This window comes from Paenibacillus sp. 1_12 (genome assembly GCF_900114475.1).
Taxonomy (GTDB): Bacteria; Bacillota; Bacilli; order Paenibacillales; family NBRC-103111; genus Paenibacillus_S.
Window position 1 is genome coordinate 21,388 of the sequence record NZ_FOTE01000033.1, and the last position, 22,551, is coordinate 43,938.

General features: G+C 41.1%; 18 protein-coding genes. 5 read left to right on the plus strand and 13 right to left on the minus strand.

Translation table 11 applies throughout. The annotated features are described in order from the left end of the window. Positions 1–3: 3 nt before the first annotated feature. The 4 genes from BM210_RS32135 to BM210_RS32150 all read right to left on the minus strand — a co-directional run bounded on the left by BM210_RS32135 (position 4) and on the right by BM210_RS32150 (position 6,013). Positions 4–1,281, minus strand: a complete 1,278-nt coding sequence (locus BM210_RS32135) for an ABC transporter substrate-binding protein (RefSeq protein ID WP_091176767.1) — start codon at positions 1,279–1,281, stop codon at positions 4–6. A gap of 180 nt (positions 1,282–1,461) precedes the next feature. Beyond that, entirely contained in the window at positions 1,462–2,706 is a 1,245-nt protein-coding gene (locus BM210_RS32140) for an ABC transporter substrate-binding protein (protein ID WP_091176768.1), read from the minus strand. A 15-nt stretch (positions 2,707–2,721) separates the two neighbouring features. Then, entirely contained in the window at positions 2,722–4,221 is a 1,500-nt protein-coding gene (locus BM210_RS32145; protein ID WP_091176769.1) for a response regulator, read from the minus strand. A 4-nt stretch (positions 4,222–4,225) separates the two neighbouring features. After that, positions 4,226–6,013 (minus strand): sensor histidine kinase, encoded by a 1,788-nt coding sequence (locus tag BM210_RS32150; RefSeq protein WP_091176770.1) that lies wholly within the window; start codon positions 6,011–6,013, stop codon positions 4,226–4,228. 1,061 nt (positions 6,014–7,074) lie between these two features. Between BM210_RS32150 and BM210_RS32155 the strand changes: the two genes are divergently transcribed. Beyond that, entirely contained in the window at positions 7,075–7,332 is a 258-nt protein-coding gene (locus BM210_RS32155; protein WP_091176771.1) for a hypothetical protein, read from the plus strand. 356 nt (positions 7,333–7,688) lie between these two features. Here the strand turns inward: BM210_RS32155 and spoIIP are convergent, their stop codons facing one another. Beyond that, the gene (spoIIP, locus tag BM210_RS32160; protein ID WP_143101138.1) at positions 7,689–8,444 is read right to left on the minus strand and encodes a stage II sporulation protein P; all 756 of its coding nucleotides are present in this window, start codon (positions 8,442–8,444) and stop codon (positions 7,689–7,691) included. Between the two features lie 177 nt (positions 8,445–8,621). Continuing rightward, positions 8,622–9,185: an RNA polymerase sigma factor gene (locus BM210_RS32165; protein WP_091176773.1), complete on the minus strand. Its 564-nt coding sequence runs from the start codon at positions 9,183–9,185 to the stop codon at positions 8,622–8,624. Between the two features lie 989 nt (positions 9,186–10,174). Between BM210_RS32165 and BM210_RS32170 the strand changes: the two genes are divergently transcribed. Together BM210_RS32170 and BM210_RS32175 are read left to right on the plus strand one after the other, a co-directional pair. Further along, positions 10,175–10,396 carry an SDR family oxidoreductase gene (locus BM210_RS32170; protein ID WP_256224190.1) on the plus strand — a complete coding sequence of 74 codons (222 nt, stop codon included), beginning with the start codon at positions 10,175–10,177 and terminating at the stop codon, positions 10,394–10,396. Positions 10,397–10,417: 21 nt separating this feature from the next. Continuing rightward, a complete protein-coding gene (locus BM210_RS32175; protein WP_091176774.1) occupies positions 10,418–11,449 on the plus strand; it encodes an FUSC family protein in 1,032 nt (343 codons plus the stop codon). Here the strand turns inward: BM210_RS32175 and BM210_RS32180 are convergent. The 6 genes from BM210_RS32180 to BM210_RS32205 all read right to left on the minus strand — a co-directional run bounded on the left by BM210_RS32180 (position 11,407) and on the right by BM210_RS32205 (position 18,426). After that, positions 11,407–12,036, minus strand: coding sequence for a nucleotidyltransferase family protein (locus tag BM210_RS32180; RefSeq protein ID WP_091176775.1), 630 nt, complete (start codon positions 12,034–12,036; stop codon positions 11,407–11,409). The genes BM210_RS32175 and BM210_RS32180 overlap by 43 nt on opposite strands. Then, a complete protein-coding gene (locus tag BM210_RS32185; RefSeq protein WP_091176776.1) occupies positions 12,023–13,066 on the minus strand; it encodes an XdhC family protein in 1,044 nt (347 codons plus the stop codon). Before BM210_RS32185 ends, BM210_RS32180 begins: the two co-directional genes overlap by 14 nt. Positions 13,067–13,114: 48 nt before the next feature. Beyond that, a complete protein-coding gene (locus BM210_RS32190) occupies positions 13,115–13,579 on the minus strand; it encodes a (2Fe-2S)-binding protein (RefSeq protein ID WP_091176777.1) in 465 nt (154 codons plus the stop codon). A gap of 3 nt (positions 13,580–13,582) precedes the next feature. Then, positions 13,583–14,416, minus strand: a complete 834-nt coding sequence (locus BM210_RS32195; RefSeq protein WP_091176778.1) for an FAD binding domain-containing protein — start codon at positions 14,414–14,416, stop codon at positions 13,583–13,585. Next, complete coding sequence (locus BM210_RS32200; RefSeq protein WP_091176779.1) at positions 14,403–16,730, minus strand: xanthine dehydrogenase family protein molybdopterin-binding subunit; 2,328 nt, start codon at positions 16,728–16,730, stop codon at positions 14,403–14,405. Before BM210_RS32200 ends, BM210_RS32195 begins: the two co-directional genes overlap by 14 nt. Before the next feature lie 575 nt (positions 16,731–17,305). Further along, a protein-coding gene (locus tag BM210_RS32205; RefSeq protein ID WP_091176780.1) for an IS3 family transposase occupies positions 17,306–18,426 on the minus strand; the annotation gives its coding sequence in 2 pieces (ribosomal slippage) (positions 17,306–18,177 and positions 18,177–18,426; 1,122 coding nt in all). Between the two features lie 716 nt (positions 18,427–19,142). Between BM210_RS32205 and BM210_RS32210 the strand changes: the two genes are divergently transcribed. Then, positions 19,143–19,574, plus strand: coding sequence for a hypothetical protein (locus tag BM210_RS32210; RefSeq protein WP_091176781.1), 432 nt, complete (start codon positions 19,143–19,145; stop codon positions 19,572–19,574). Positions 19,575–20,029: 455 nt separating this feature from the next. Here the strand turns inward: BM210_RS32210 and BM210_RS32215 are convergent, their stop codons facing one another. Continuing rightward, the gene (locus BM210_RS32215; RefSeq protein ID WP_091176782.1) at positions 20,030–21,610 is read right to left on the minus strand and encodes a multicopper oxidase family protein; all 1,581 of its coding nucleotides are present in this window, start codon (positions 21,608–21,610) and stop codon (positions 20,030–20,032) included. Positions 21,611–22,047: 437 nt separating this feature from the next. Here BM210_RS32215 and BM210_RS32220 point away from each other — a divergent pair. After that, positions 22,048–22,551: IS110 family transposase (locus tag BM210_RS32220; protein WP_143101139.1), on the plus strand; the 504-nt coding region annotated here is incomplete at its 3' end.

Here is a 22,551-nt window from a genome sequence, read left to right on the forward strand (position 1 = left end):
TCATCAGTTGCCTTTTTTGTAGAAGATTTCTTCCAGTTTTTTCATATAATCATCGATTGTTAAACCACTGATCAGTTCTTGTGTAGCCTTACCGAAATCATCCTGCATAGCTGGGGTCCAATTGGTGTCGGCCGCTCGGTACAGCTTCCCTGAGAGAGCGTATTCAGCTATGGTTTTATTTTCCTTGTAATTCGGTTTTACGCCTTGGATTACAGAAATATTGCCGGTTTCATCCGCGTACATTTGCCCCATTTCCGTTGTAGAGAAAAATTCCATAAACTTTTTGGCTTCGGCATTATTTTTCCCGTTTTTCGGAATAGAAAGCGCTGTCCCCACTTGCATCGCGACTTTGGTGTCCTCTGCTTTTTCAGCTGGGAATGGGAAAATATCGACGTTCAAACTAGGGTTCGCTTTTTTAATCGCTACGGCTTGCCACATTCCATGGAAGAACATTGCGCCTTTACCAGCTGCCATATCCCGAATGACATTATCTTGGGCAGTACCAAGCGGATCCTTTTGACCATATTTTCTTAGATCAAGAACCTTTTGAGCGACCTTGCGTACTTCCTGATTATCCGCAATATGTTTTTTACCATTGATTACATCATCGAAATATTGGCTTGCGTCAGGAATATCCAACCCTAAGTAGGCTGCTGTAGTTTGACGGATGACCGAATACTCTTTGTCTGGAAATAAGAACGGCGTTTTACCCGCAGCTTTAATCTTTTCAGCAACTTGAATCAATTCTGTATACGTTTTCGGAATACTCAGTCCCAGTTCTTTAAACAGATCAACGTTGTAAGTTACACCATATCCTTCTAATGCATAGGGTACGGTATAGTTTTTACCCATTGTTTTACTAAAATCAACAAAGCTCGGAATGACATTGTTAAACAGTGTTTTGTCTCCCGTTAAATCGGCATAATAGCCATCTTTCACTGGCTGGCGCATACTCGGTGCAGAAGGATATACGGTGAACAAAGCCGGTGCATCATCATTAGCAATACGCAGAGCAAGAACTTTCAGCATGTTAGGTGGTGCATTGACTTCAATTTCAATGTCAGGGTTTTTCTCCTGGAATTTAGCAATGACTTTGTTAAAAGTTTCTGTTACATCCGTTTTGTTGGACATCAGCTCCAGCTTTAATTTTTTCCCTTTATTGTCTTTGGTAGCCTCCTTGCCCGTTCCGGTTTCTCCACCAGCAGAGCAGCCTGCCGTTACAGCTAAAGCCACCACAGTTCCAAGTAAAGTGATTTTTTTCAAAGCATGACGTTTCTTCATATTACTTCCCCCTAGTAATTTCTTTTGTATACGCTTAAGAGCTTATCAATTTACAAATCACAATTATATGATTATCATGACTTCAACGATATAAGAAATCTGACATTTGTAACCGTTATCATCTCATACAAAAAAAAGGATATCATGTGAGGGTATCCTCAGATCATATCCTTAAGCCTGCTAATTCCCCATATTATAAAAAAGTTCCTCCATCTTTTTCAAAAAGGAATCAATCCCTCCCCCGGCTATGATCTGTTGTACTGATTTTCCGAAATCATCCTGCATGGTGGGTGTCCAAGGCGAATCGGCAGCTCTGAATAGCTTTCCTGCCAGCGCATATTCGGCAATCCCTTTGTTTTCTTTTACATGATGCTGCACACCTTTAATCACAGAAATATTTCCTGTTTCATCTGAAAATAACTGCGCCATTTCCGTGGAAGCTAAGAAGCTCAAAAACTTTTTCGATTCCATCATTGTTTTAGAATTTTTGGGAATACCTATGGCAGTTCCCACCTGTGTAGCTACCTTTGTATCTTCCATTCGTTCCGCTGGAAACGGAAACATTGCAATTTCCATGGTAGGATTGGCCTTTTTGATGGAGTTGATCTCCCACATCCCTGTGAAAAACATAGCCACTCTTCCGCTTGCAAACTCCCGAATTGCGGCCTCATTGGAAGTGCCGAGTGAATCTTTCTGTCCATATTCTCTTAATTCTAGTGTTTTATTTACCATACTAACCAATGGAGTACTATCGATGATATGCTTTTTTCCTGCTATTACATCTTCAAAATAAGGGATAATATCAGGATTATCTAATCCTAGTAGCACTGTAGAAACTCTTCTTACGTAAGTATGGTCCTTATCAGGAAAGATGAAGGGTGTCTTTCCTGATAATTTTAACTTTTCTGAAGTCGCTAGTAATTCAGCGTAGGTTTGAGGTATGTTCAGACACTGTTCCCGGAATATGTCCATATTATATATAATACCATTGCCCTCCAATGCAAGAGGAACCGCATAGTTTCTCCCTCTGGTCTTACTAAATTCAACAAACTCAGGCTTCACATTGCTAAGAATCAGATCACCAGTAAGATCCTCAATATAACCATTTTTTATGGGATGACGTATGCTGGGAGCTGAAGGATAGACCATGAATAAAGATGGTGCCGTATTTGTGGAAAAACGCATGGTGAGAACCTTCAACATATTAGGCGGCGCATCTTGTTCAATGACGTAAGTAGGGTTCTGTTCTTGGAATTTTGCGATTATTTTTTCAAGTGTTTCAGTAGTTTCCATTTTATTGGAAAGCAATTCAAGCGTGATCTGTTGGGAGGAATTCGGATTCTCGATCGCTTTTGGTGAGTGTGAGCATGAGGATAGGATGGCAATAATTATAAGAGCTATCATCAGATTAATTATTTTAAACATCTGCCCTACTCCTTTCTAACCTGGATCCTTCTTCCTGCTTTGCCCCGGCGTGACTCCGTAAAATTTTTTGTACATTTGGATAAAATAGGAATAATCATTAAACCCTACAGCGGTAGCAATTTCCGCTACAGATAGCTGGGGGTTTGTTTCAAGCAATTTTTTCGCATTGTACATTCTAACCGACAGGAGATAATTAGAAAAGCTGCTTCCGATCTTTTTCTTGAATAACCTGCTTAAATAAGACACATCCGAATAAAACATATTTTTCGCTATATCCTCAAGAAGAATATTGTGCGGGTAATTTTTTTCCACGTAGTCCTTCATTTGATCTGCCATATCAATTTTTTTCTTGACTTGCGCGAGCTTGGTTGTAACCTCATGTACATGTTGCGAAAAGTAGCCTATGATTTCTCCGATATGGTTGAACTCATATAGATCCAAAGGATTCAAATACGGCTTCGGTACGGAATCATTCTCATTGACCATTTCAATTATAGAATTCAATACGGCGATCAGCTTGGCACATGTATCATGTAGGGTATGAACCGATAACTTCAACTCTATGATAAGTTTAATGAGCCGAGCTATGATCTCGTTGGCCTCTTGTTCTTGATTACTAATCATTTTGTTATACAATGGTTGCAGAAGCTCATCAAGAAGTTCGAAGCGATAGCGATAAGTCTGATTTATCTCATCATACAAGAAGACGCCCACATGGTTATCGTCAAAGAGCCTGTATAGGATTGCATTCTTAGCTTCACTATATGATTTGATCATATCCTCGTGACTGTTGTAGTTCGAACTGATGCCAATAGACATATGAGAACTGGTCTCTACGGTAAACTCTTTGACGATATGGCTGCACATCTCTACGAGGGTCGTGCGATGAAGCTTAATCTGATTTTGTATAAGTAAGGCTATGAAGGTATGGGCATATCGCTGGTCACGGATTAAATAAGTGTCTAACCCATTCTCCCTGAGCTTTGCTGTTAAGTGTAAGGAAAGCCATTCTTCATTGATTGCAGCTGCTTGAATGACCAACGTGTTGTAGGATTCCATTGTGGGGAGCGTTATGACACGATCCACTAAGCTCTGCTCCTCGTGGAAGAGTGAAATTAACTGCTCCTGAATCGAATCTTGAGTAAATTTAGCCAAATGACCCTGTATACGATCCAGAATAGTAAAGATATCTTTTCTTTCTACGGGTTTGAGTAAATAATGCTCAACCTTATAAACAATTGCTTGTTGAGCGTATTGAAAATCCTCATAACCGCTTACAATGACGTTGTATACCGAAGGGTATTGCTCAAAAAGTATAGCAGCAAGTTGGAGTCCATCCAGTATCGGCATACGAATATCCGAGAATAGTAAATCATATTGTTGTGATTTTAATTTTTCTAGTGCCTCTTCCCCATTCTCCGCTTCTTCCACGACGACTTCGGCACTCCAATCACCGATCGTTTGTATAAGCGCTTTCCGAGCATAATATTCATCATCAACCACCAGAATACGCAACCGACTACGCCTCCAATTGTGCGGGAATCAACATCTGAACGCATGTACCTTCGTGTAATTTACCAGTAATACGTAACCAATATTCCTCACCATAATGATTATTAATTCTTGCGTTGACATTTTGAAGTCCGATATGATTTCTGGATTCTTGTTGGACTGTCCATGTAGGATGCAGAATAGAACGATGTATTTCCTTCAACCTGTCTTCACTGATTCCGATCCCATCATCCTGGACTTTGATGTGAAGCGTATGTCCTTGTTTTTTAATGGATAGTAGAAGCGTTCCTTTCCCCCCCTTGGGCTCTAGACCGTGGTAAAATGAATTCTCAATGATCGGTTGCAGTAGAAATTTCATGATACTATACTTTAATACGTTCTCGTCAATATCATAAATGATCTCAAATTTATTAAGAAAACGAATTTGTTGAATATGAATATAGTTTTTGATTTGCTCTAGCTCGCTTTGAATCGTTACATGATTTTTCGATTTAACGTTATAACGATACATGTTAGATAAGCTTTTCGTCATCACCGAAATCGGAACAATCCGATGGAGTTCAGCGATAGAATTAATGGTGTTCAGTGTATTGTATAAAAAATGAGGATTGATCTGCGCCTGGAGCATATTTAATTCCGCTTGCTTTTGAAGCTGGTTCGATAGGATTTCCTTTTCCCTACTTTCCTTTAACCGGCTAATCATTAAATTATAACTTTGTACTAATTTTCCAATCTCATCGTTACGCTTCTCATCGACCATTTGGTCCAAGGAACCCGAATCTACAATTTTCATCATTTTAATCAGATTATATATGGGCTTGAAAAACCGTCTGGAATATAAAATAGCCATTATACAAGCGGTCAACAGACAAAGTAAACTGATAACTACATATTTACTTACATTTTTTTTGAAAGCATTATCAATGATTCTTGAAGGAACATATTGGATGATGGACCATCCAGTTTGCTCATTTAGTGTCTCAGTAAACATATACTTTTCACCGTTAATCATCAGTTGAACCAATTCATTAACCTGGCTTTCTCTCTGTTCAAAATAAGACAAAATTTGCTTGATTTCTTGGGCATCGAATGCCAATTTGACTGAATTATAAATTAACTTATCACCAGCAGTAACAATCGTTCCTACCTCACTGTTGGATTCCGAAACACCACCAAACAAATTTTCGATAAGCTTAAACTTGATGTCCAACTTGGCATATACGTCCCGCTCCTTAACACCATCTAAATCAGATAAATAACGGATAATGGAAACGACTTTCCCCTGATTATTGGTAAATTTGCTATCATAGACATTGGAAATGAATACTTTGCCCTCCTGTAGCTTCTCCTTTGGCATTTCATCCAACAATGGATACAAGTATCCGGTATTGGCCCCTGTACTGCTGTAGACCCGGCCATTCAAGTCAGAAATCGTAATGCCGACCAATTGTCCATTCATTAATAAGATTTGATCCATCGCCTGCTGCATATAATTTGAATCATCAATGAATTCTAGACTATTAAGTCTCGTCTTTTTTTCAAGAATCCGTTTGAGTCGATTATCAGTTAAATAAAAATAGGAATTTCTAGAGATATTTGAAAAAAAATCAGTTACAACTAGGCTAGTCCTTTTATTTAATTGATTCATAATATCTTCATAACTTTTCTTCGTTTGATTATAATAATCAAGCCCAAAAATTAACAGGGCAGAAAGAACAGGTATTAAAATTATTATGACATAAGAGAGCATAAGTTTCTTTTGAAACGAGCTTGCCCGGACTTTCAATTTTTTCATCCTGTTTCATCCCTTCAAGTAGATTGTTAATTCCCTCCGTTCGATGACTATAGATAGGTTTTCGAAGATAATATACGCATCTCAGTCAGCTAGGTTGTTGCCATATAAATGATATCTTGTAGCTTTTGCAATTTAAGATCTCTCACGGAATCACATTCATCAACGTTAAATTTGTTGTAAACACGAAAAGCATAAATTCTTACTTCCGAAGTATAACAAAAAAACGACATCTCTGCCGTTTTCTCACTGAACACTTATAGAGACTAGCGGGATCGAACTGCCGACTTCTTGTATGCCATGCAAGCGCTCTTCCACATTGGTCGGTTTCACTGCCCATGAGCGGCAGTGCTTAAATTGGCGCTTGCTGGTGACGCGTATACAATGGTAGCCAACATAAGTGCTGAGTGCAGCACGGCATACAAATATCCTCGTTTCATTCGCAACTCCCAACTCCTTCCTTTTTACAGATAGACGACCGAACATGCGAAAAGTTACGAGCTATATTTTGAAGGTTATGTTAAGACAGCGCCAATCGCCAGTCTAATACTTTATTTGAGCTCCTTCACTTTCAAGATAGTGTAGCATTTTTTCAATATCTTCGATTGCATAGCTTCTAATACGAGTGTCTTACTTTCAATACATCACTTTGACTTGAAAATCACATTCTGCTTTGTTTACATATATTCTCAACGGCTTTTAACAAATCGACTTCCTGACCGTTTCTCTTCCATGTGTCGCGAGGCCACGAAACAAACTTATGCGCATAATCCCTGTGATAGTAAACGTTGGTGTAGAAAGAAAATAAAGTATTTTCTTAGTACTTAGGTTAAAATAAGTCCCTTGTTTAAGCACTACATGCTACCCGCGTACGTTCTTTAATAGGTAATTGGAAATGGAATATAATGATGAGGACGTAGCCCAAGCGAAGGCGCGGGAGCGTTCTTTTTATTAACCGGGAAGTTTAAACGCAAAAAAAGAGGCTATATAGTTTTGAATTTGCGTGAAGGTCAGTCAGACGTAATAATAGAAAAGTGGGAAACAAAGTTGGGAGGCAGGAGAACATGGACAAGGAGAAAAAGGCTCTGGAGAAAGCGACAACGATATATGAAACAGGCGAAATCATAACGGCGAAAGTGTACAAGGTCAGCCAGGAGCAGAAAGAGGAACTCGATCGTCTATCAGCTGAGAGGCACGAAAAGTTACTCGAGGAGGCAATACCGAAGATCCGAGAGCGGTACGAACAGCTAGTCAAGCTCCGGCAGCAACAGCCGAAGACTGACGACGGTGGCAAGCCTCCGAGTGATTCCGCTAACGGGTAAATTAGTTCAATAAAATGGCTTTTACCACTTTTGAGCAACATGCTAAAATACATTAGTACCAGTTAACCTCTGAGTCTAATGTGGAGCTTAGAAAGACTTCTATAAAGTATTTGTGGTAACTGGTACGTTATTTAGAAGGAATTGGCACATAATAGGCGTATATATAATTGTGCAGTGACCTCTCAGGGAACAACCTCCCATAATAGTATGGATATATGTTCTTGTCCTCTTACAGTTTTATATATGGTGTCATACCCAATATAAGTTCTATTCGTCCCCGAATAAAAAATAAGTTTTAAAAAGCCGCAAATATAATAAATGCGGCTTTCTTTTTTTGGGGTCTTTTTTGTGTGTTTTTAGTGTAGGTTGGGCGCTAATTCTGCTATCGTTTGAGCTAATATGTCAACTGCTCGATATTCTTCTTCAAGACTATTCTCTGGACCACCAATTTCAATTACGAGGGAATTTTGCAACAGATCTTGATTATATGACAAACTTGTTTCTGGGGAAGCATCTTTTATTAAAACCTGAGGAAGACCTGGATAATTTGTTTGAATTTTATCATGTAGTGTATTCGTAAACTTTATATTATCTTGATATTTCGTATTTGATCTAGTTACTACAAATTGGACTTTTGCTACATTACTACCATTGATACTAATAGTAGTTTTTTCTCTCGGTAATGAATTCCTGTGTATATCAAACACCATTTTGAGTGATGGATTTATTTTTAAGGCGTTAACTACTGTCACTCTTGATAACTTATAAGAATCTGCATAGCTAAAGTTAGTCTCGGAACCATAATCCGTTCTGTCTACGAGCGCTTTTATCTTAAGTCCCTCCAGTTTCTCACTGAGGTGCTTTCCTACCGATGTAATATTTTTATTAATATCAATTGACTGGGCCTCTTCTGGTGAAGTTATTTGTAGTTCAGGAACAAAGGATTCACGATTATGAGTATGGTAAATAAAAACTAAAGGCTCAGTTTTCTCTTGTGGTGTTATATTATTGGGATGCTTAGCGGCCTTTATTGAGTTAAAGCTTGCATAAATTGCTGAATTTATTTGTTGGCTACCTGAAAAATACGTTAACCAAGTTGTCAAGATTATCATGCCAATGGATATCCCTGAAATCAGGAGATACTTTTTCAAGAAAGTCCCTTTGTTTAATTTACTACTAGCAATCCGCCTTAAGTCTTGTCTGGTTTTATTTACAAATTCAATGCGCGGATTCAAATCAGGAGATTTTTTCAAAAAAATTAACTATGTACTCTTCATCAATTTTTTTAGTCATAAATCAAACTCCCCTTTCATGCTCGTCAATTTTTTTTGAAGTAATGCTAATGCCCTGTGGTAATCAACTTTAACCTTTGATTCAGAGCAATTTAAGATTTTGGCAGTTTCTTTTATCGACAACTCGTTAATAGCTCGTAAAATAAATACTGATCTATAATTAGGTTTTAATTTGGTTAAAGAATCTTGAATAGTTTTATAAGTTTCTTTTGCTTCTAAGTTTTCTTGTGGCAATCCTGTGTTAGCAATCATTTTGGTGAAAAAATTATCATTAAATAATGAGTAAAACCTTTTTCGCTTATAATGATCAATAGCTACGTGCTTGGCAATTGATAAAATCCATGATCTTAAATGAAAATTTTGCTTAAATGTAGTAATTGATTTAATAACTTGTATAAACACCTCGTGTGTTAAATCTTCTGCGTCACTTTTATTACCAGTGAAGCAAATTAAAAATCCATAAACCGATTTATAATGTTCTTCATAGATCGTATCTATGGTAAGATCTAGATCTATCTTCCCATCCTTCAAAAAACTATAACTAACAGTCTCTGTCTTCATTCAGCTCGTCACCTCCATTTGATTTTCAGTTATACATTCGAATAAGCGCACTAGAAAGTTACAAAAATTTTCCAGAAATAAAAGCAGCCGTATGACTAATCGGCTGCCTATTTTGTATATTGGAAGAACCGTTCTTTGTATCGATACATTACAAAATTAATTTGTTTTTAGACATATACGATAAATGAGCCGTTTCTTTCCTGAATTAAAGAGAGCTTATAGTACACAACACATAGACACGATCACCAAAAGAATAAAGAGGACTAAAACTTGTGCAGAATTGATACGATGATGAAGGACTTCTCCCATATTCATCTCCACTCCTTTTAATGGATTCAACTACGTTTTATATTATGTACGTAATTATCCATTGATTGGACAAAGATACAAGGTACATGAAAAATCTACGATAATCTTTTTGATCTACTTTAACATCATGTACTTGATACATTTGAAGTTGCTGAGTACGATCAGATTATTAAGAACAAATTTAACCGGAGTGAAGGTTTTTTAACCTCAAACAGCACTTTATATGAGTAAATAAAATTAACATTTCAACTAAATATGAACAACAAAAAGGCCCTATCTCTAGGGCTAATGATTGTTATCCTTGCTCGTGTTTAATAACTTTTAATAAACAAGAAATCGTATTAGAATGCATTGTCTCATGGATAGTCCGGATGAAGATTTCGCGTATTTTGCATGAATCGCGATGTTCCAACGAATACTATCGTTATCTATTAATCATTGTATTACATATCTTTTAACTAAATATCTATATTTTTCGCTTATTTTGGTAAAAGAAATAATTGTCGATCTTTTATTTAACAAAGGGCGGGTTTGCCTCATATAAAACAAGGGGGTTCTTTGTTAATGCCGCATCATTCACTGCATACGAAGGAAACGAACAATTGATGGAATACTTTGCTACTAAGGGAGTGATCGTTATTTTCACGCACCCCTTGTCTAAATACTAACAAACCAAGAGCATACGCGTTAATGGTGTTGTTCCCGGTACCATCTGGACTCCGCTCATCCCGGCTTCTTTCCCTGCGGATCATGTGGCCAATTGGGGCTTGAAGACTGCAATAAAGCGGGCAGAACAACCTTATGAAATCGCACCCGCTTTTGAATACTTGGCTTCGGACAATTCTTCTTACGTTACAGGGCGATTTATTCATGTCACCGGCGGAGTCATAATGAACGAATAAGCTGAAGATGGAGCGAACAAAATGGCGAATAAAATGATCGACTTTATCAAATACAAAGGGGTTATATGGAAAATCCCAATAGCTTCAGCATTGTCATGGGAACTCGCTGAGTGGGCTGGGTCCAAACATCCGTACTTGGCTCCTCTGACGGTCATTTTGTCTATCCAATTAACCGTCGACAAATCCATACAATTTGCATGGCAGCGTGTTTTGGGGACCATTGCAGGCGTTCTTTTTACAATAACGATAGCACCGTATGTCGGCTTAAACGGCTGGAGTATAGGACTCCTCCTTCTCGTTGGGGCTCTCATAGTAATGTGGCTGAAATTGGATCATGCCATTTTAGTTCAAGTTACTCTAAGCATTTTATTGGTTATGTACTTTCAAAGCAAGATGCCGAGTTACTCCCTTGATCGGATACGCGATACGATTATCGGAGCAGTTATTGCTATCGCGATCCATATCATGGTTTTCCCTCCCGATTCCGTTAACAAAGCCCGAAAAAAGATGATACATTTCGCAGATCACCTATCCAACCACTTTATGAACACTGCTCTTTGGGTTCAAGAGGGCTGTTCCTCAAGTAAAACTCAAATCCTGCAAACAAAATTGCAAACGTTATTCCAGGAGCTTCATCAAGCGACAACCGAGTTGGATAATGCGGAGCAAAGTTTGCGTTACAATCCTTTAGGTACCAAAAAACGCGCTAGCTTGCAAGAACTAACCCGACAAATGAAACATCTTCGATCTGGTTATGCCAATCTTGCCGACATGATACGAGTTTTTACAAAATGGTCGGAAAGCGGCCATTTTGCGAATGAAAATCAACGAATATGGGCCGATCATTTAAACTTGTTAGCGAACCTTGTAAAGCAATGGAAAAAAGCTTTAGATGATTCGAATGCAGTTAGCTCAGTTTCCAAAGAATCAGCTCTGCAAATTAAAGTGCCTACCCATATGGAGAACTACCAATACCCGCTTGCGTTATATATGAACGCCGAACAAGTTATTCAAGATTTCCAAATTGCGAATGTTTCCAATAAAATCCTGTAATCTTCAGCAGTATCCACATCCATGAACAAGCCCGGGATTGCGAAATCGATGCAAATGCCCGATGATTCTTTTCGGATAAGATGTCTCGCTCCCTGGTCGTTCTGCAATCGTAGGAGTTCCGGAAACATTCGCTGACTAAAAATAACCGGCGGTCTTGCCAAACCGTCATATCTTGAGGCCACAAAACCGAGGTTGGTGTTCGTTTGAAACCTTATAAGCAGCTCATTGATCATCTCTTTTGTAATGAAAGGTTGATCCGCCAGTAATATCATCACGGCTGCCGCTTCCACCGCGAGTGCTGCCTGTATACCGCACCGCAGGGAGTGCGCTTGCCCCAAATGCGCTTCGGAACAGCGAATAACGGACCATTTCCGGTGGATCCGATTCAGGTAAAATGTATGATCTATCCAATCTGCTGCAACGTCATTGGATACGACCAAAACATAATCCAAATTGGAGCTCAAAGCCGCAGCCAACGCATAGTTCCCCAAATTCATTGGCCCCAATGGAAGTCGAAGCTTATTCGAACCCATTCGGGTACTTTGGCCTGCCGCTAAATAAATGCCAACGATATTATTCCGTTTCATGGTTCACAACTTCTTGCTTTTTGTTTTTTCTAAGTATTAGTTCTGCGACAATACTCACTGCGATTTCCTCCGGCCCCTCTGCTCCAATGGCAAGTCCGATGGGAGAATAAACTTTCATCGGTACCGGCATGCCTGTTAACAAACGTTCGGTTCTACTTTTCGATCCCAAAATGCCGAGATAACAAAGCTGCCGCTCCGCAAGAAGTTGAACCAGCTGCTGGTCCCTCCTGAAATTATGAGTCATTACAACTGCATGATCATCAGGAGTAAAATGAGTCATCTTCATCGTTTCCTCCGGAAACCCCAAAATAAATGATTCAGCATCCGGAAAATAACGTCGATCGCATAAAGCGGGTCTCCAATCGGAGACGACAACGGCGTAGCCGGTGGCTGCCGCTAATGCAGCAAGCGGCCTCGCGTCCGGTCCCGCGCCAAATATTATCAGGCGCGGTTTGGGATAATAGGTATGAACGAATATGTCCGATTGTATGGATGAGACAAATCTCATTCCGCTCCTGCGAGAATCTTCGGAGGACATCAAATGTATGAGTGACTTCGGAAATTCTCCCCGCCACTCCCCGAACTGGTGCCTATCAGTGGTCAAGAAACCATAATCGGTCACAGAGCCATCCGAACCGAATCTTTTAACGAGTATGACCTCGATCTGCTGATCCAAATAATGCTTCAATGTATATAAATGATCCACAAACACATCATGTACTGGCTCCATCGTTACATGAACAACACCGCCGCACCCCGGTTCTTCCCCCCAGGATAGCGGCTCAAATGATTGCATATCGAACACAAAGCTTCGAGAAACGCCTGTTTCCAAAATATCGGGTACACAGGCCGAAAGATGAGCCTCAAGACAGCCGGCGCTTAATACCCCTAATTGTGAACCATCTTCCAGAAACAGCATGGATGCTCCTTCTTTACGGTAAGTGCTCCCTTCCACTTGGGTAATCGTCGCAAGCACACTTCTTAGGTCGATACGTTGAATGGTCTCTAAAATACGATGTATTTCTTCCAAACTCGCCCCTCCTTAGGCTCCCGGAAAGCATGGGTTCCCATCATTATTTCAGCGAAAAACGTCCTTCACTGCATTGTGTATTTCTTCATAGGACGTACATCTACAAATGTTGGATTCAAGCCATACCCTGATGGTTTCTTCATCTGCATGCGGGAGCATGTTCTGCAAGCCTACACAGTTCACAATAAAGCCGGGAGTACAGTAACCGCATTGGAACGCCTGATTTTGAACAAAGGCATTTTGTATCGGTGAGTTCGTCAAACCCTCGATCGTAGTAATTTGTTTTCCATCGGCTTCTACGGTGAGCATGAGGCACGATTTTATGGGTAAACCTTCTACCAATATTGTACACGTACCGCAGTCGCCATTTTCACAACCGGATTTGCTCCCCGTCAGTCCGATAGTGTTTCGAAGTGTATGTATTAGTATATCCGCAGCCCTTACTCGAATAGCTCTCTTCTCACCGTTAACTTTGAATTCAACCGGATACATTGCGGAATCGCGCGATGACATGCCTCACCTTCTTTCCAATGTATGTACCGTGTCAGCCATCGTTTGCTTAAGAACAAATTTCCGATAAGGTGCGGAGCCTTCAGCATTATTTAGTAATGGAGCGGGTAATTTGCAGATCGCCTGTTCAATTCTTGCTGTCAACGTTATTGAAGAATCGTTCAACGCCTGGTCCATTTCTCTGGATAGAAACGGGAATGAGCAGACGCCGCTATATGCGGTATGAATTTGATTATCTTTCTTAAGAGCAGCTACTGTTACGAGAGGATAGCCGACGTTTCCAATCTGCCGCTTTTTGTAATGAACGAACGGCAATGAAAAATAACCTCGGTCTGTTGATGTCTGCACTAGAAATTCACCATTGTCCAATCTCATTTGTTGTGAGAAAACTTGGTTAATGGAAGCTTCTCTTATCCCTTTCATTCCTGCTATAACCATACGGCTGTTTGCCAACAAAAGCGGCAGCACAGCCTCCCGGTAATAAATTTTGCCGCAAATGTTTCCACCGAGCGTGATTTGGTTCCGGGCGGTTTGGTCGGCGACTCCCTGAGCCGTTTCACTGAGCAGGGGGAACGGATTCGCCGCTGATAATGCCGATAACGAGACACAAGCACCAATAATCAGCTCATCACTCCGCATTTCCAATACATTGCATTCCGGAATGGCCTTCAAATCGATAACAGCTCCCGGATGAATGGAATTTGTTCGAGCCCATGTGATGATTTCCGTCCCTCCGGCGTAATATATCGGGTTCTTCCCCTGCTTTTGCAGAAACTGAAACCATTCCACAGCTATCTGAACGGAAGATGGTTTGTAGTATTCAAAGTCAAACGGAATCATGGATCGTCCTCCAGATCATCTCGGGCGTCAGAGGCAAATGATTCAGATCTACCCCGGCGGCGATGGTCAGGCTATTCGCCAATGCGGCGGGCATGCCAATCAAGCCATGTTCGCCGATTCCTCGCAATCCGTAAGGCGCTTCCAAATGAGGCGTCTCGACGAAATCAACGAAGTATTGTGGCTGCTCTCCGTAACGAATTAACTTATAGGTTCGAAATTGCGAATTCAATATGGCGCCTTTATCATTGAAGAGGAAAGCTTCCCGGCTGGCAAAACTTAAGCCCATGCTCATAGCGCCTGTGATTTGGCTGCGGGCAAATTTCGGATTGATCACCTTGCCAGCATCGATAACCGTTGCCGCCTTAACGATTTTGTACGTGTATTCTTTCGTATTCAATTCAACTTCTACCGCTTGAGCGCCTACCGTCCATTCCGGACCGGGATTTCCTTTACCGGTTTCAGGGTCCAATAAAGTTAAGTTCCGCATCGCATAGCTCCCGCGTCCGATGACTTGACCGCCGATCGTATTCCCGTTTGGGAATTTGTAGCCGTTTGCGATTTTTTCAATTGCTATCCCCATATCGGGGCGATCTTTTAAAAAAACCTTGCCCGCTCCGACTTCTAAGTCTGTCGGTAAGCATTGCAATACAATAGCAGTTATGTTTTTTAATTGTACGATGGCATCGTCGGCAGCATTCAGAATCGCATTGCCCACTAAAAAGGTGCTGCGGCTCGCCACTGTTTTCCAATGATGGGGATCGGTCTCGGTGTTGACTTCCGTAGAGATATGTATCATCTGGTCATCCATACGTAACCTTTCGGCCAATAGTTGAGTCAGTGCCGTCCTCGTTCCTTGACCAATTTCAACAGCGCCGCACAACAAATTAACGCTTCCGTCGGGATTAAATACGATAACAGCTCCCGCTCCAGCATCAGTCGGCGTACTCGAATTTTTCCAAAAACAGCATACCCCTATTGCCTTAATGAGATGGGCATCGGTTTCCCGCAGCGGGTGGTCGCCCCAATCGATTAATGTTTTCAACTTTGCAATGCACATGGGCAAATCCCCCAAATTACTCTTATCCAGTAAAGTTTGTGTCGGGGACGTATCCCCCGGCCCTATAGCATTATAAAAACGAAATTCCAAAGGGTCCATGCCCACCCGATTCGCCAATAAATCGATCGTTCTTTCTATGGCGAACGTTAGTTCAGGATGTCCGAATCCTCGAAATGAAGTGGAATATGGGTGATTCGTATACATGCATAAAGAATCGCAATGAACGTTATCGATCCGATAAGGCCCCGTGCAATCGACGGCTCCCGCCCGGCTCATGACCACACCCCGATCCGAGTACGCACCACCATCGTACAGATGCAAAATTTCGGCTGCCATCATTTTCCCTTCACGGGTACAGCCAAGCTTGATTTTGGCATCCAATCCGATATGGACTGGAGAAGAGATCATATCCACCTCCCGGGAGTTTACCAATTTCACAGCTCTTCCTCCAACAGCACGGGAAGCCAAATAAGCAAGAAATTCCATCTGAATCGCGGCTTTTCCACCGAAACTGCCTCCGACCAATGGCGTGTGAACAATCACTTTATGAAGCGGAATATGAAATAATTGGCTGATTGCACTTCGAATAACATAAGGCGATTGTGAAGCGGAATGGATGATCACTTTGCCGTCTGGCATAATCTCTGCTGTACTGCACCGCATTTCCATTGCAGCGTGATCCGATTGCGGTAAAGTGACCTCGACTTCAACGGTATGATCACTATTCCTCCATCCTTCCTCCATATTCCCCTTGCGTATTTTTGTTCGGTTCGCGATGTTGGTTCCCGGCTCCGGGTAAACCTCTTCATGCCTCTTGTACTCGGCAAGACCCTCATGTACGAGCGGAGCATTTTTCTGAAAAGCTTCCCTTGGAGAAAGGACGGCCGGTAAAAGCTCGTAATCCACTTTGATGCGGGTTGCCGCCATCTCTGCAATATATTCTTGTTCTGCAACAACAAGGGCGACGGGCTCACCATAATATCTTACTTTGTCAATTGCGATTGGTGGCCGATCCGCCAGAGGTGACCCGGTCAACATCGGGTAATATTGTCCTGTTACGACCGCCCTTACACCCGGAATTTTCATTGCTTCGGACGAATCGATCGTTTTTATTTTAGCGTGAGCATGGGGGCTGATAGCTATTTTTACATGTAATAGCCCTGGTGTTGAAATATCATTTACATATTTGGTTGTCCCTGTAACTTTCTCCCATGTTTCCTTTCTCGGAATGCTTTTACCAACCGAGTTAATGATCATGACCCCCTCCTATTTCAAAAAAAGCCTTACAACGTTCAACTACTTCATAGCCTATGTATATACAAGATATGTTGTCTGTATTATTTAAATTAATGAATGATCTTCCATCATGGGGACATCCTACAATGTAACTTAACAGATCGTTACTTCAGTAAACAAAAAGAGAAACTGCCATCAAGCAAGCTCCTCCACTATCGTTCCTCGTTAGTCATTCATACAGCGCAAGACCAGCGCTGCACCACAGAGGATGAAAATGGATAAAATCTGTCCATACTTCTACTGAGGCTGGGAGATGAAGGTCTATGAACTATGGTGCCATTGAGCCCAACCATTAGTCTGACTCCAACCATCTCGGTGCATCACAGACTGTCGCACCCATTACGGGTAGCACTTGTGGGAGATTAATCCTTATTGACTGGTTGCACCAGCCTTACCTTTATATTTAGAAGAAAGTCGATTGCTACCAATTCAACTCCATAATACTCAATCAGAGACTCTGTTTTTTAAAAAAAGTGTTACCCAGGGTCTACTTTGATTTGCTCTTTTTTAAGGTTTAGTGGATTGTCAACAGTAAATCAGACAACTTTTTTAAGGGCTTCTTGTCGATACTGAACAGGCGTCATATAGTCTAAAGTTCCATGGATGCGATGCTTGTTGAACCAGTTGACGTAATCGTATAATTCCAATTCCAGATGGCGAAGGCTCTGGAAGTTCACCTGGTTCACAAACTCTGTTTTCATGATCTTGTAAGTGGCTTCAGCCACAGCGTTGTCGTACGGACAGCCTTTCATACTTAGCGATCGACCGATTTCAAACGTCTCCAAGAGCTCGTCCATCTTTTGGTTTTTGAACTCGCTGCCACGGTCGGTATGAAACCATTGAATCTGGCGTAAATCACTCTTAACGGTCGCGAAGGCATGGGTAATCAGAGCAGCGTCCTTGTTCGGTCCTGCACTATGGCCAATGATTTCTCGATTAAACAGATCTACCAGCACACAAATGTAATGCCATCGGTTCTGGACTTTCACATACGTCAAATCACTGACGACGAAGCGTTTAGCTTCCGTTTGCTCAAACTCCCGTTTTAGAACATTCGCCGTTGTCGCTTCGTTACACGCCCTTTTATGGGGCTTATATTGTGCCACCGTGTAAGTGGAAACAAGCCCTTGCTCTTTCATAATGCGTCCAATGCGACGTCTGGAGACGATGAACCCGCGCTCGTGAAGCTTCACTTTAATCTTGCGTGTGCCGTAGGCTTTTCGGTTCTTGAGAAAGATGTCTACAATAGCTGCAGTGACATCATCTTCAGTGGCTCGTTCTTGGGCGTCGTAATAAAATGTACTTCTTGCCATTTGCAGGACGTCGCACATTGCTGATACCGAGTATTTATCACGGTTATTCTGGATGATAGCTACTTTCGTCCCATGATCAGCGCGGCTTGCTTTAAAATATCCACCTCCATTTTCAAACGCTGGTTCTCTTTTCGTAAAGCAATCAATTCCTCTTCTTCTGATGAGCGATTATCCTTCTCCTTAAAGGAGCCCGTTGTCTGAGCTTGGTTGATCCAGCGGTCTAAAGCAGAAGCTGTGAGGTCATATTCCTCCACAAGGGCTGATCTGGATTTCCCATTTTCATAGAGCTGCACCATTTGCTTTTTGAATTCGGTTGTAAACGTGCGTCGTTGTTTTTCAGGCATTGTAGAGATCCGCTCCTTTGCATGATAGGTTTATTCTACAAGCCCTTATTTTTTCTGTCCAACTTAGTGTAGCCGATCCATAGAGCTTTTTAATTTTCATGGGAGTTTAATCGCTTGTTGCACTTATTTTCCGTATTCAGTTATTTTAAATGCCTGCTTTAAGCAAGCAAGTTGATCTAATTTTACCCCCATTTTTTCGTTGAACACACTGTAAATAAGTATCGCTAAGTCTGTTTCAGACTTACACGACGAGGGTTTCTAAGAGATTTCTCTTACTTCAATGCTATATTCGTTTTCTGGAGCACCTCCCGCTAAAAGACCTACAGGGTCCCAGTCATTAATTACTTGGGTTAGAAACTCTTTATCTATATTCACCTATTTATCACCTTCGATATTGGTTATATGTTCTAATTATCCCGCCCGTTAGCATAACGCGGCTGCCGATCCATTTAAGCAGCCGCGTCTTGGTTGTATATTAAGCTATAGTTCGCCATTAGTTGAATAACATCGACCATTGATTAATTACCGAAATATGGATGTACCAACTATTGTGAAGGAGTTTTTATCTTTAAACATTTCTGTATTCCCAATTTGATACTAAATGCATATACTTTATTGGTCCTTTCAACAGGGTAGTAAATAAACATCTGAATTATCTTATCCATCATTCCAATTTTGTGTACTTCTAATTATTTAAATATAAGAAGAAGATTAAAATGGTTAGTGTACCATTCCCCTCACAGTGGGGTATCCACGCTTCTGTAGGTGGTAGACCCGTCGTTTATGGCACATTCAACATCAACTCTGTAACAGGTAACAGGGTAGCTGGCTCAATTAATTTTCGTGGTAGATATATTCCAATTAATGGATATTGGGAAGAAAGCACCAAACAAATAAGAGTGGATTCACCTTATGCCTCGTATTCTGGTAATTTAACTATATCCGATGATCCCTCGATTAGAATTCGACATTTTATTTTAAGTGGACGGCTTATTATGAAGCCCCCCTCTTTACAAGCAGGTGAGTATGGAACTTGGCTTGCTACAACCGATACAGGTCTCACTGGATCTCCCATTATTAGTAATGCCTTGCCTCCTGTTGGAGTCTTTTTAACATCAAATTTACTTCATGGGGGAGTTGGGAATTGAACAGAGATGGATCTTCCTAATTTACATCCCATGCTAGTAGAGTTAATATAATCGTTCATACTGGTACTCAAAGAAGTCCTCAGATTTATATAATTTGAGGGCTTCTTTTATGTGCTGAATTACCCCTTTCATCTTCCAGGATACCCACTAAAATCGGACATCTTCTTTGCATTTTTGAAAAATCCTTGTTCAACTAATCTGCCCGTTCGTATTATGAGATCAGCCAGAACTTACTGGTTGATCCTTTTTTAAACAGCGGCGGACCAAGACTTGAAAAAAGTCTTAGACTGCCGCTGGTTTCATTGAACTATCGTTGCCCGTTAGTCTCCCATGCATTCCCTGCGTTGCACCACAGCGCATGAAAGTTAGTCCGTTCTTTCATGGTAGTTCAATCTCACCTGAGTCTTAGTAATCATTGCTCATGCATTAAAAGAAGCCATGAAAACCACAACAATTCATTTGAACCGTGAGGGGTAAATCATTTTCATTAGTATATTACTAAGTTTGTTTTTTTTCTTCAGGATTTCAAATGGTCGCATCATCTCGTAATCTTCATGTTCGAGCATGTGACAATGCCATACAAAAAGACCGGCGAAAGGATCGAAACTCGCGATAAAAGAGGTAACGTAACCAGCGGGAGCACGAATCGTATCTTTAAATCCCCTTTCATTCGGATCAGGAGGAGTCACCTGTCCTGTAAACTTGAGTACTCCTGTGGCTTGGTAATGAGCAACGTCAAAAGGCTGGCGCTCAAGAATTTGCATGTCAACGACATGTAGATGAATGGGGTGGTCATCCGCAGACAGATTGATTAACCGCCAGATCTCAATAGTTCCTAAGTCCATTTTCTCGGATATAGGATCATTCCACATTTTACCGTTAAGTAAATTCAGCGATCTTCCATATTCATCCTCCACCCTAACGAGTGTGAGATCTCTTGTTCTTGTTGCCATCTCTCTAGAAAGAAAATCAATTTTCGTTAATTGATCCGGAAGGGAACTGGTATCTTTGCCTTTTAACGGAGTGGTTACTTTAAACTGCATGACTTCGGTTGTTTCGGGGGAGGCACCCTTGAATACATTTTTAAGAATGATCGTCTTGCCAAAAGATCGAGAAAAGTCAATGATCACATCCGCACGTTCGGTCGTTAGAAGGAGGATCTCATTCATTTTCACGGGTTTCTCCAGTAATCCGCGATCGGTTCCAATTTGATAAAATGGTTGTCCAGAGTCCAGTTTGAATGTAATGGCTCGACTATTACAGTAATTTAACATACGAAATCGGTATTTTCTTGGTTCTAATTCAAGATAGGGGGATACTTTGCCGTTTACCAAAATGTAATCTGCGTCAAACGGTGTGACGATTGAAGGATAAGGAAGACGATGATTGTTTTTATCCGGAGTAGCGGGGTAAAAGAGGGAACCGTCCGGGTGAAACGAGCGATCCTGAATCATAAGAGGGATTTCATATTTTCCCGATGGTAGATTCAGGGATTGTTCATGCTCATCACGAATAATAAAAAAACCTCCAAGTCCCGCATAATTGTTCAATCTAGTAATACCCATTGTGTGGTCATGATAAAATAACATTGTGGCTTCAAGGTTGGGATACTCGCATACTTTTCTTTGAAACATAGGTCCTGTTTTTTTAAAATTTCTCGTAAACCAAGCATCAGGGTAGCCATCACTATGGTCATGCTGTTTTCCACCGTGTAAATGAACCACAGTCCTAACCTGTGGGAGTGTTTTTTCTGCACCATGAATGGTCGTATCGATGGGGAGAAAATGCTTTTTGGGCAGATCATTCATCCATTTGACATATGTCTTTTCACCCTTCATTACGTCGAAAGTAGGGCCCGGGTACATACCGTTGTAGCCCCATAAACGGGTATGCCCTAGATCACGATGTAGTTTTTGGGTAAATTCCCTCATGGTCACTTCATAATACGAACCTTTCTTGTATCGCTTGATCGGGGAAATGGTTTTGGGAATCGGCAGTTTATCGACGAATTTCTGTAGTTTTACTTTTGCGGGCATATGAGTGGAGACCTCCTCACGTTTAATACCTTAAGAAAGCATATGAACGACAGATGTCCAACTATGTTTAATTGTGGATTTGGATTTTTCCTTAATCCATTCCCTAACAATTAATAATTTTATAGATGCATCATTTTCTACATTCCGTAGTTTTGGAATATTCTTCGCGGAAACCATGAAAGTATCCTGCCCGTTCGTATTATGAGGTCACCAGATCTTTCTGGTAGACCTCATTTTTGTGTGGTCGTAAGATAACGGTAGCCGGGGATCGAACGTTTCTGCCCGTGGGAGTTGGATCCCGAGAGCTATACAGTTCATCCCCCCTGCTTGTTATACCATGATTAGGCTGGTTGGGACGATGATCCCGAATCACATGCGATAATGTGGACAACAAGAAGGTCAGGGGTTACCGGTGAAAATATATAGGGAGTGATTGTGTGAATCCTGTCATTGGTTTGGATGTATCCAAGGGGGAAAGTCATGCAAAAGCTTTTGCAGACAGAGGAACGCCACATGGAAAGATTTTCCGTTTTAAACATGATCTTGATGGACTTGCGTCTTTTCTTCGTTATGCTCAAAATTTAGAATCCTTTACGGGGAAGCGTGCGACCGTCGTATTAGAAGCAACGGGTCATTATCATAGTCCAGTTGTTCAATTCTTGGATGAGCATCAGTTTCTGCATATCGTCATAAATCCGTTACTTTCACACCAAGCGAAAAAGGCTAATTTACGCAAGGTAAAAACGGATACCGCTGATGCATACCAGTTGGGAGAAATGTTCTACAAAGAAGAGCTGGAGCCTTACAAAAAACGTGGTCAATATCTGATGAATTTGCGTTACCTGACAAGGCAACACGAGTCTCTAACGAATATGTACGTTCAAGCAAAGTTACAATTCCAAGCAGTGCTGGATCAGGTTTTTCCGGAGTATCATGGGGTG

What these genes read in the sequence shown, in the direction of transcription:
- BM210_RS32155 (WP_091176771.1), top strand. Translation starts at nt 7,075, where the DNA reads ATGGACAAGGAGAAAAAGGCTCTGGAGAAAGCGACAACGATATATGAA.
- BM210_RS32140 (WP_091176768.1), bottom strand. Translation starts at nt 2,706, where the DNA reads ATGTTTAAAATAATTAATCTGATGATAGCTCTTATAATTATTGCCATC.
- BM210_RS32150 (WP_091176770.1), bottom strand. Translation starts at nt 6,013, where the DNA reads ATGAAAAAATTGAAAGTCCGGGCAAGCTCGTTTCAAAAGAAACTTATG.
- BM210_RS32180 (WP_091176775.1), bottom strand. Translation starts at nt 12,036, where the DNA reads ATGAAACGGAATAATATCGTTGGCATTTATTTAGCGGCAGGCCAAAGT.
- BM210_RS32190 (WP_091176777.1), bottom strand. Translation starts at nt 13,579, where the DNA reads ATGTCATCGCGCGATTCCGCAATGTATCCGGTTGAATTCAAAGTTAAC.
- spoIIP (WP_143101138.1), bottom strand. Translation starts at nt 8,444, where the DNA reads ATGATAATCTTGACAACTTGGTTAACGTATTTTTCAGGTAGCCAACAA.
- BM210_RS32135 (WP_091176767.1), bottom strand. Translation starts at nt 1,281, where the DNA reads ATGAAGAAACGTCATGCTTTGAAAAAAATCACTTTACTTGGAACTGTG.
- BM210_RS32215 (WP_091176782.1), bottom strand. Translation starts at nt 21,610, where the DNA reads ATGCCCGCAAAAGTAAAACTACAGAAATTCGTCGATAAACTGCCGATT.
- BM210_RS32165 (WP_091176773.1), bottom strand. Translation starts at nt 9,185, where the DNA reads ATGAAGACAGAGACTGTTAGTTATAGTTTTTTGAAGGATGGGAAGATA.
- BM210_RS32210 (WP_091176781.1), top strand. Translation starts at nt 19,143, where the DNA reads ATGGTTAGTGTACCATTCCCCTCACAGTGGGGTATCCACGCTTCTGTA.
- BM210_RS32175 (WP_091176774.1), top strand. Translation starts at nt 10,418, where the DNA reads ATGGCGAATAAAATGATCGACTTTATCAAATACAAAGGGGTTATATGG.
- BM210_RS32200 (WP_091176779.1), bottom strand. Translation starts at nt 16,730, where the DNA reads ATGATCATTAACTCGGTTGGTAAAAGCATTCCGAGAAAGGAAACATGG.
- BM210_RS32195 (WP_091176778.1), bottom strand. Translation starts at nt 14,416, where the DNA reads ATGATTCCGTTTGACTTTGAATACTACAAACCATCTTCCGTTCAGATA.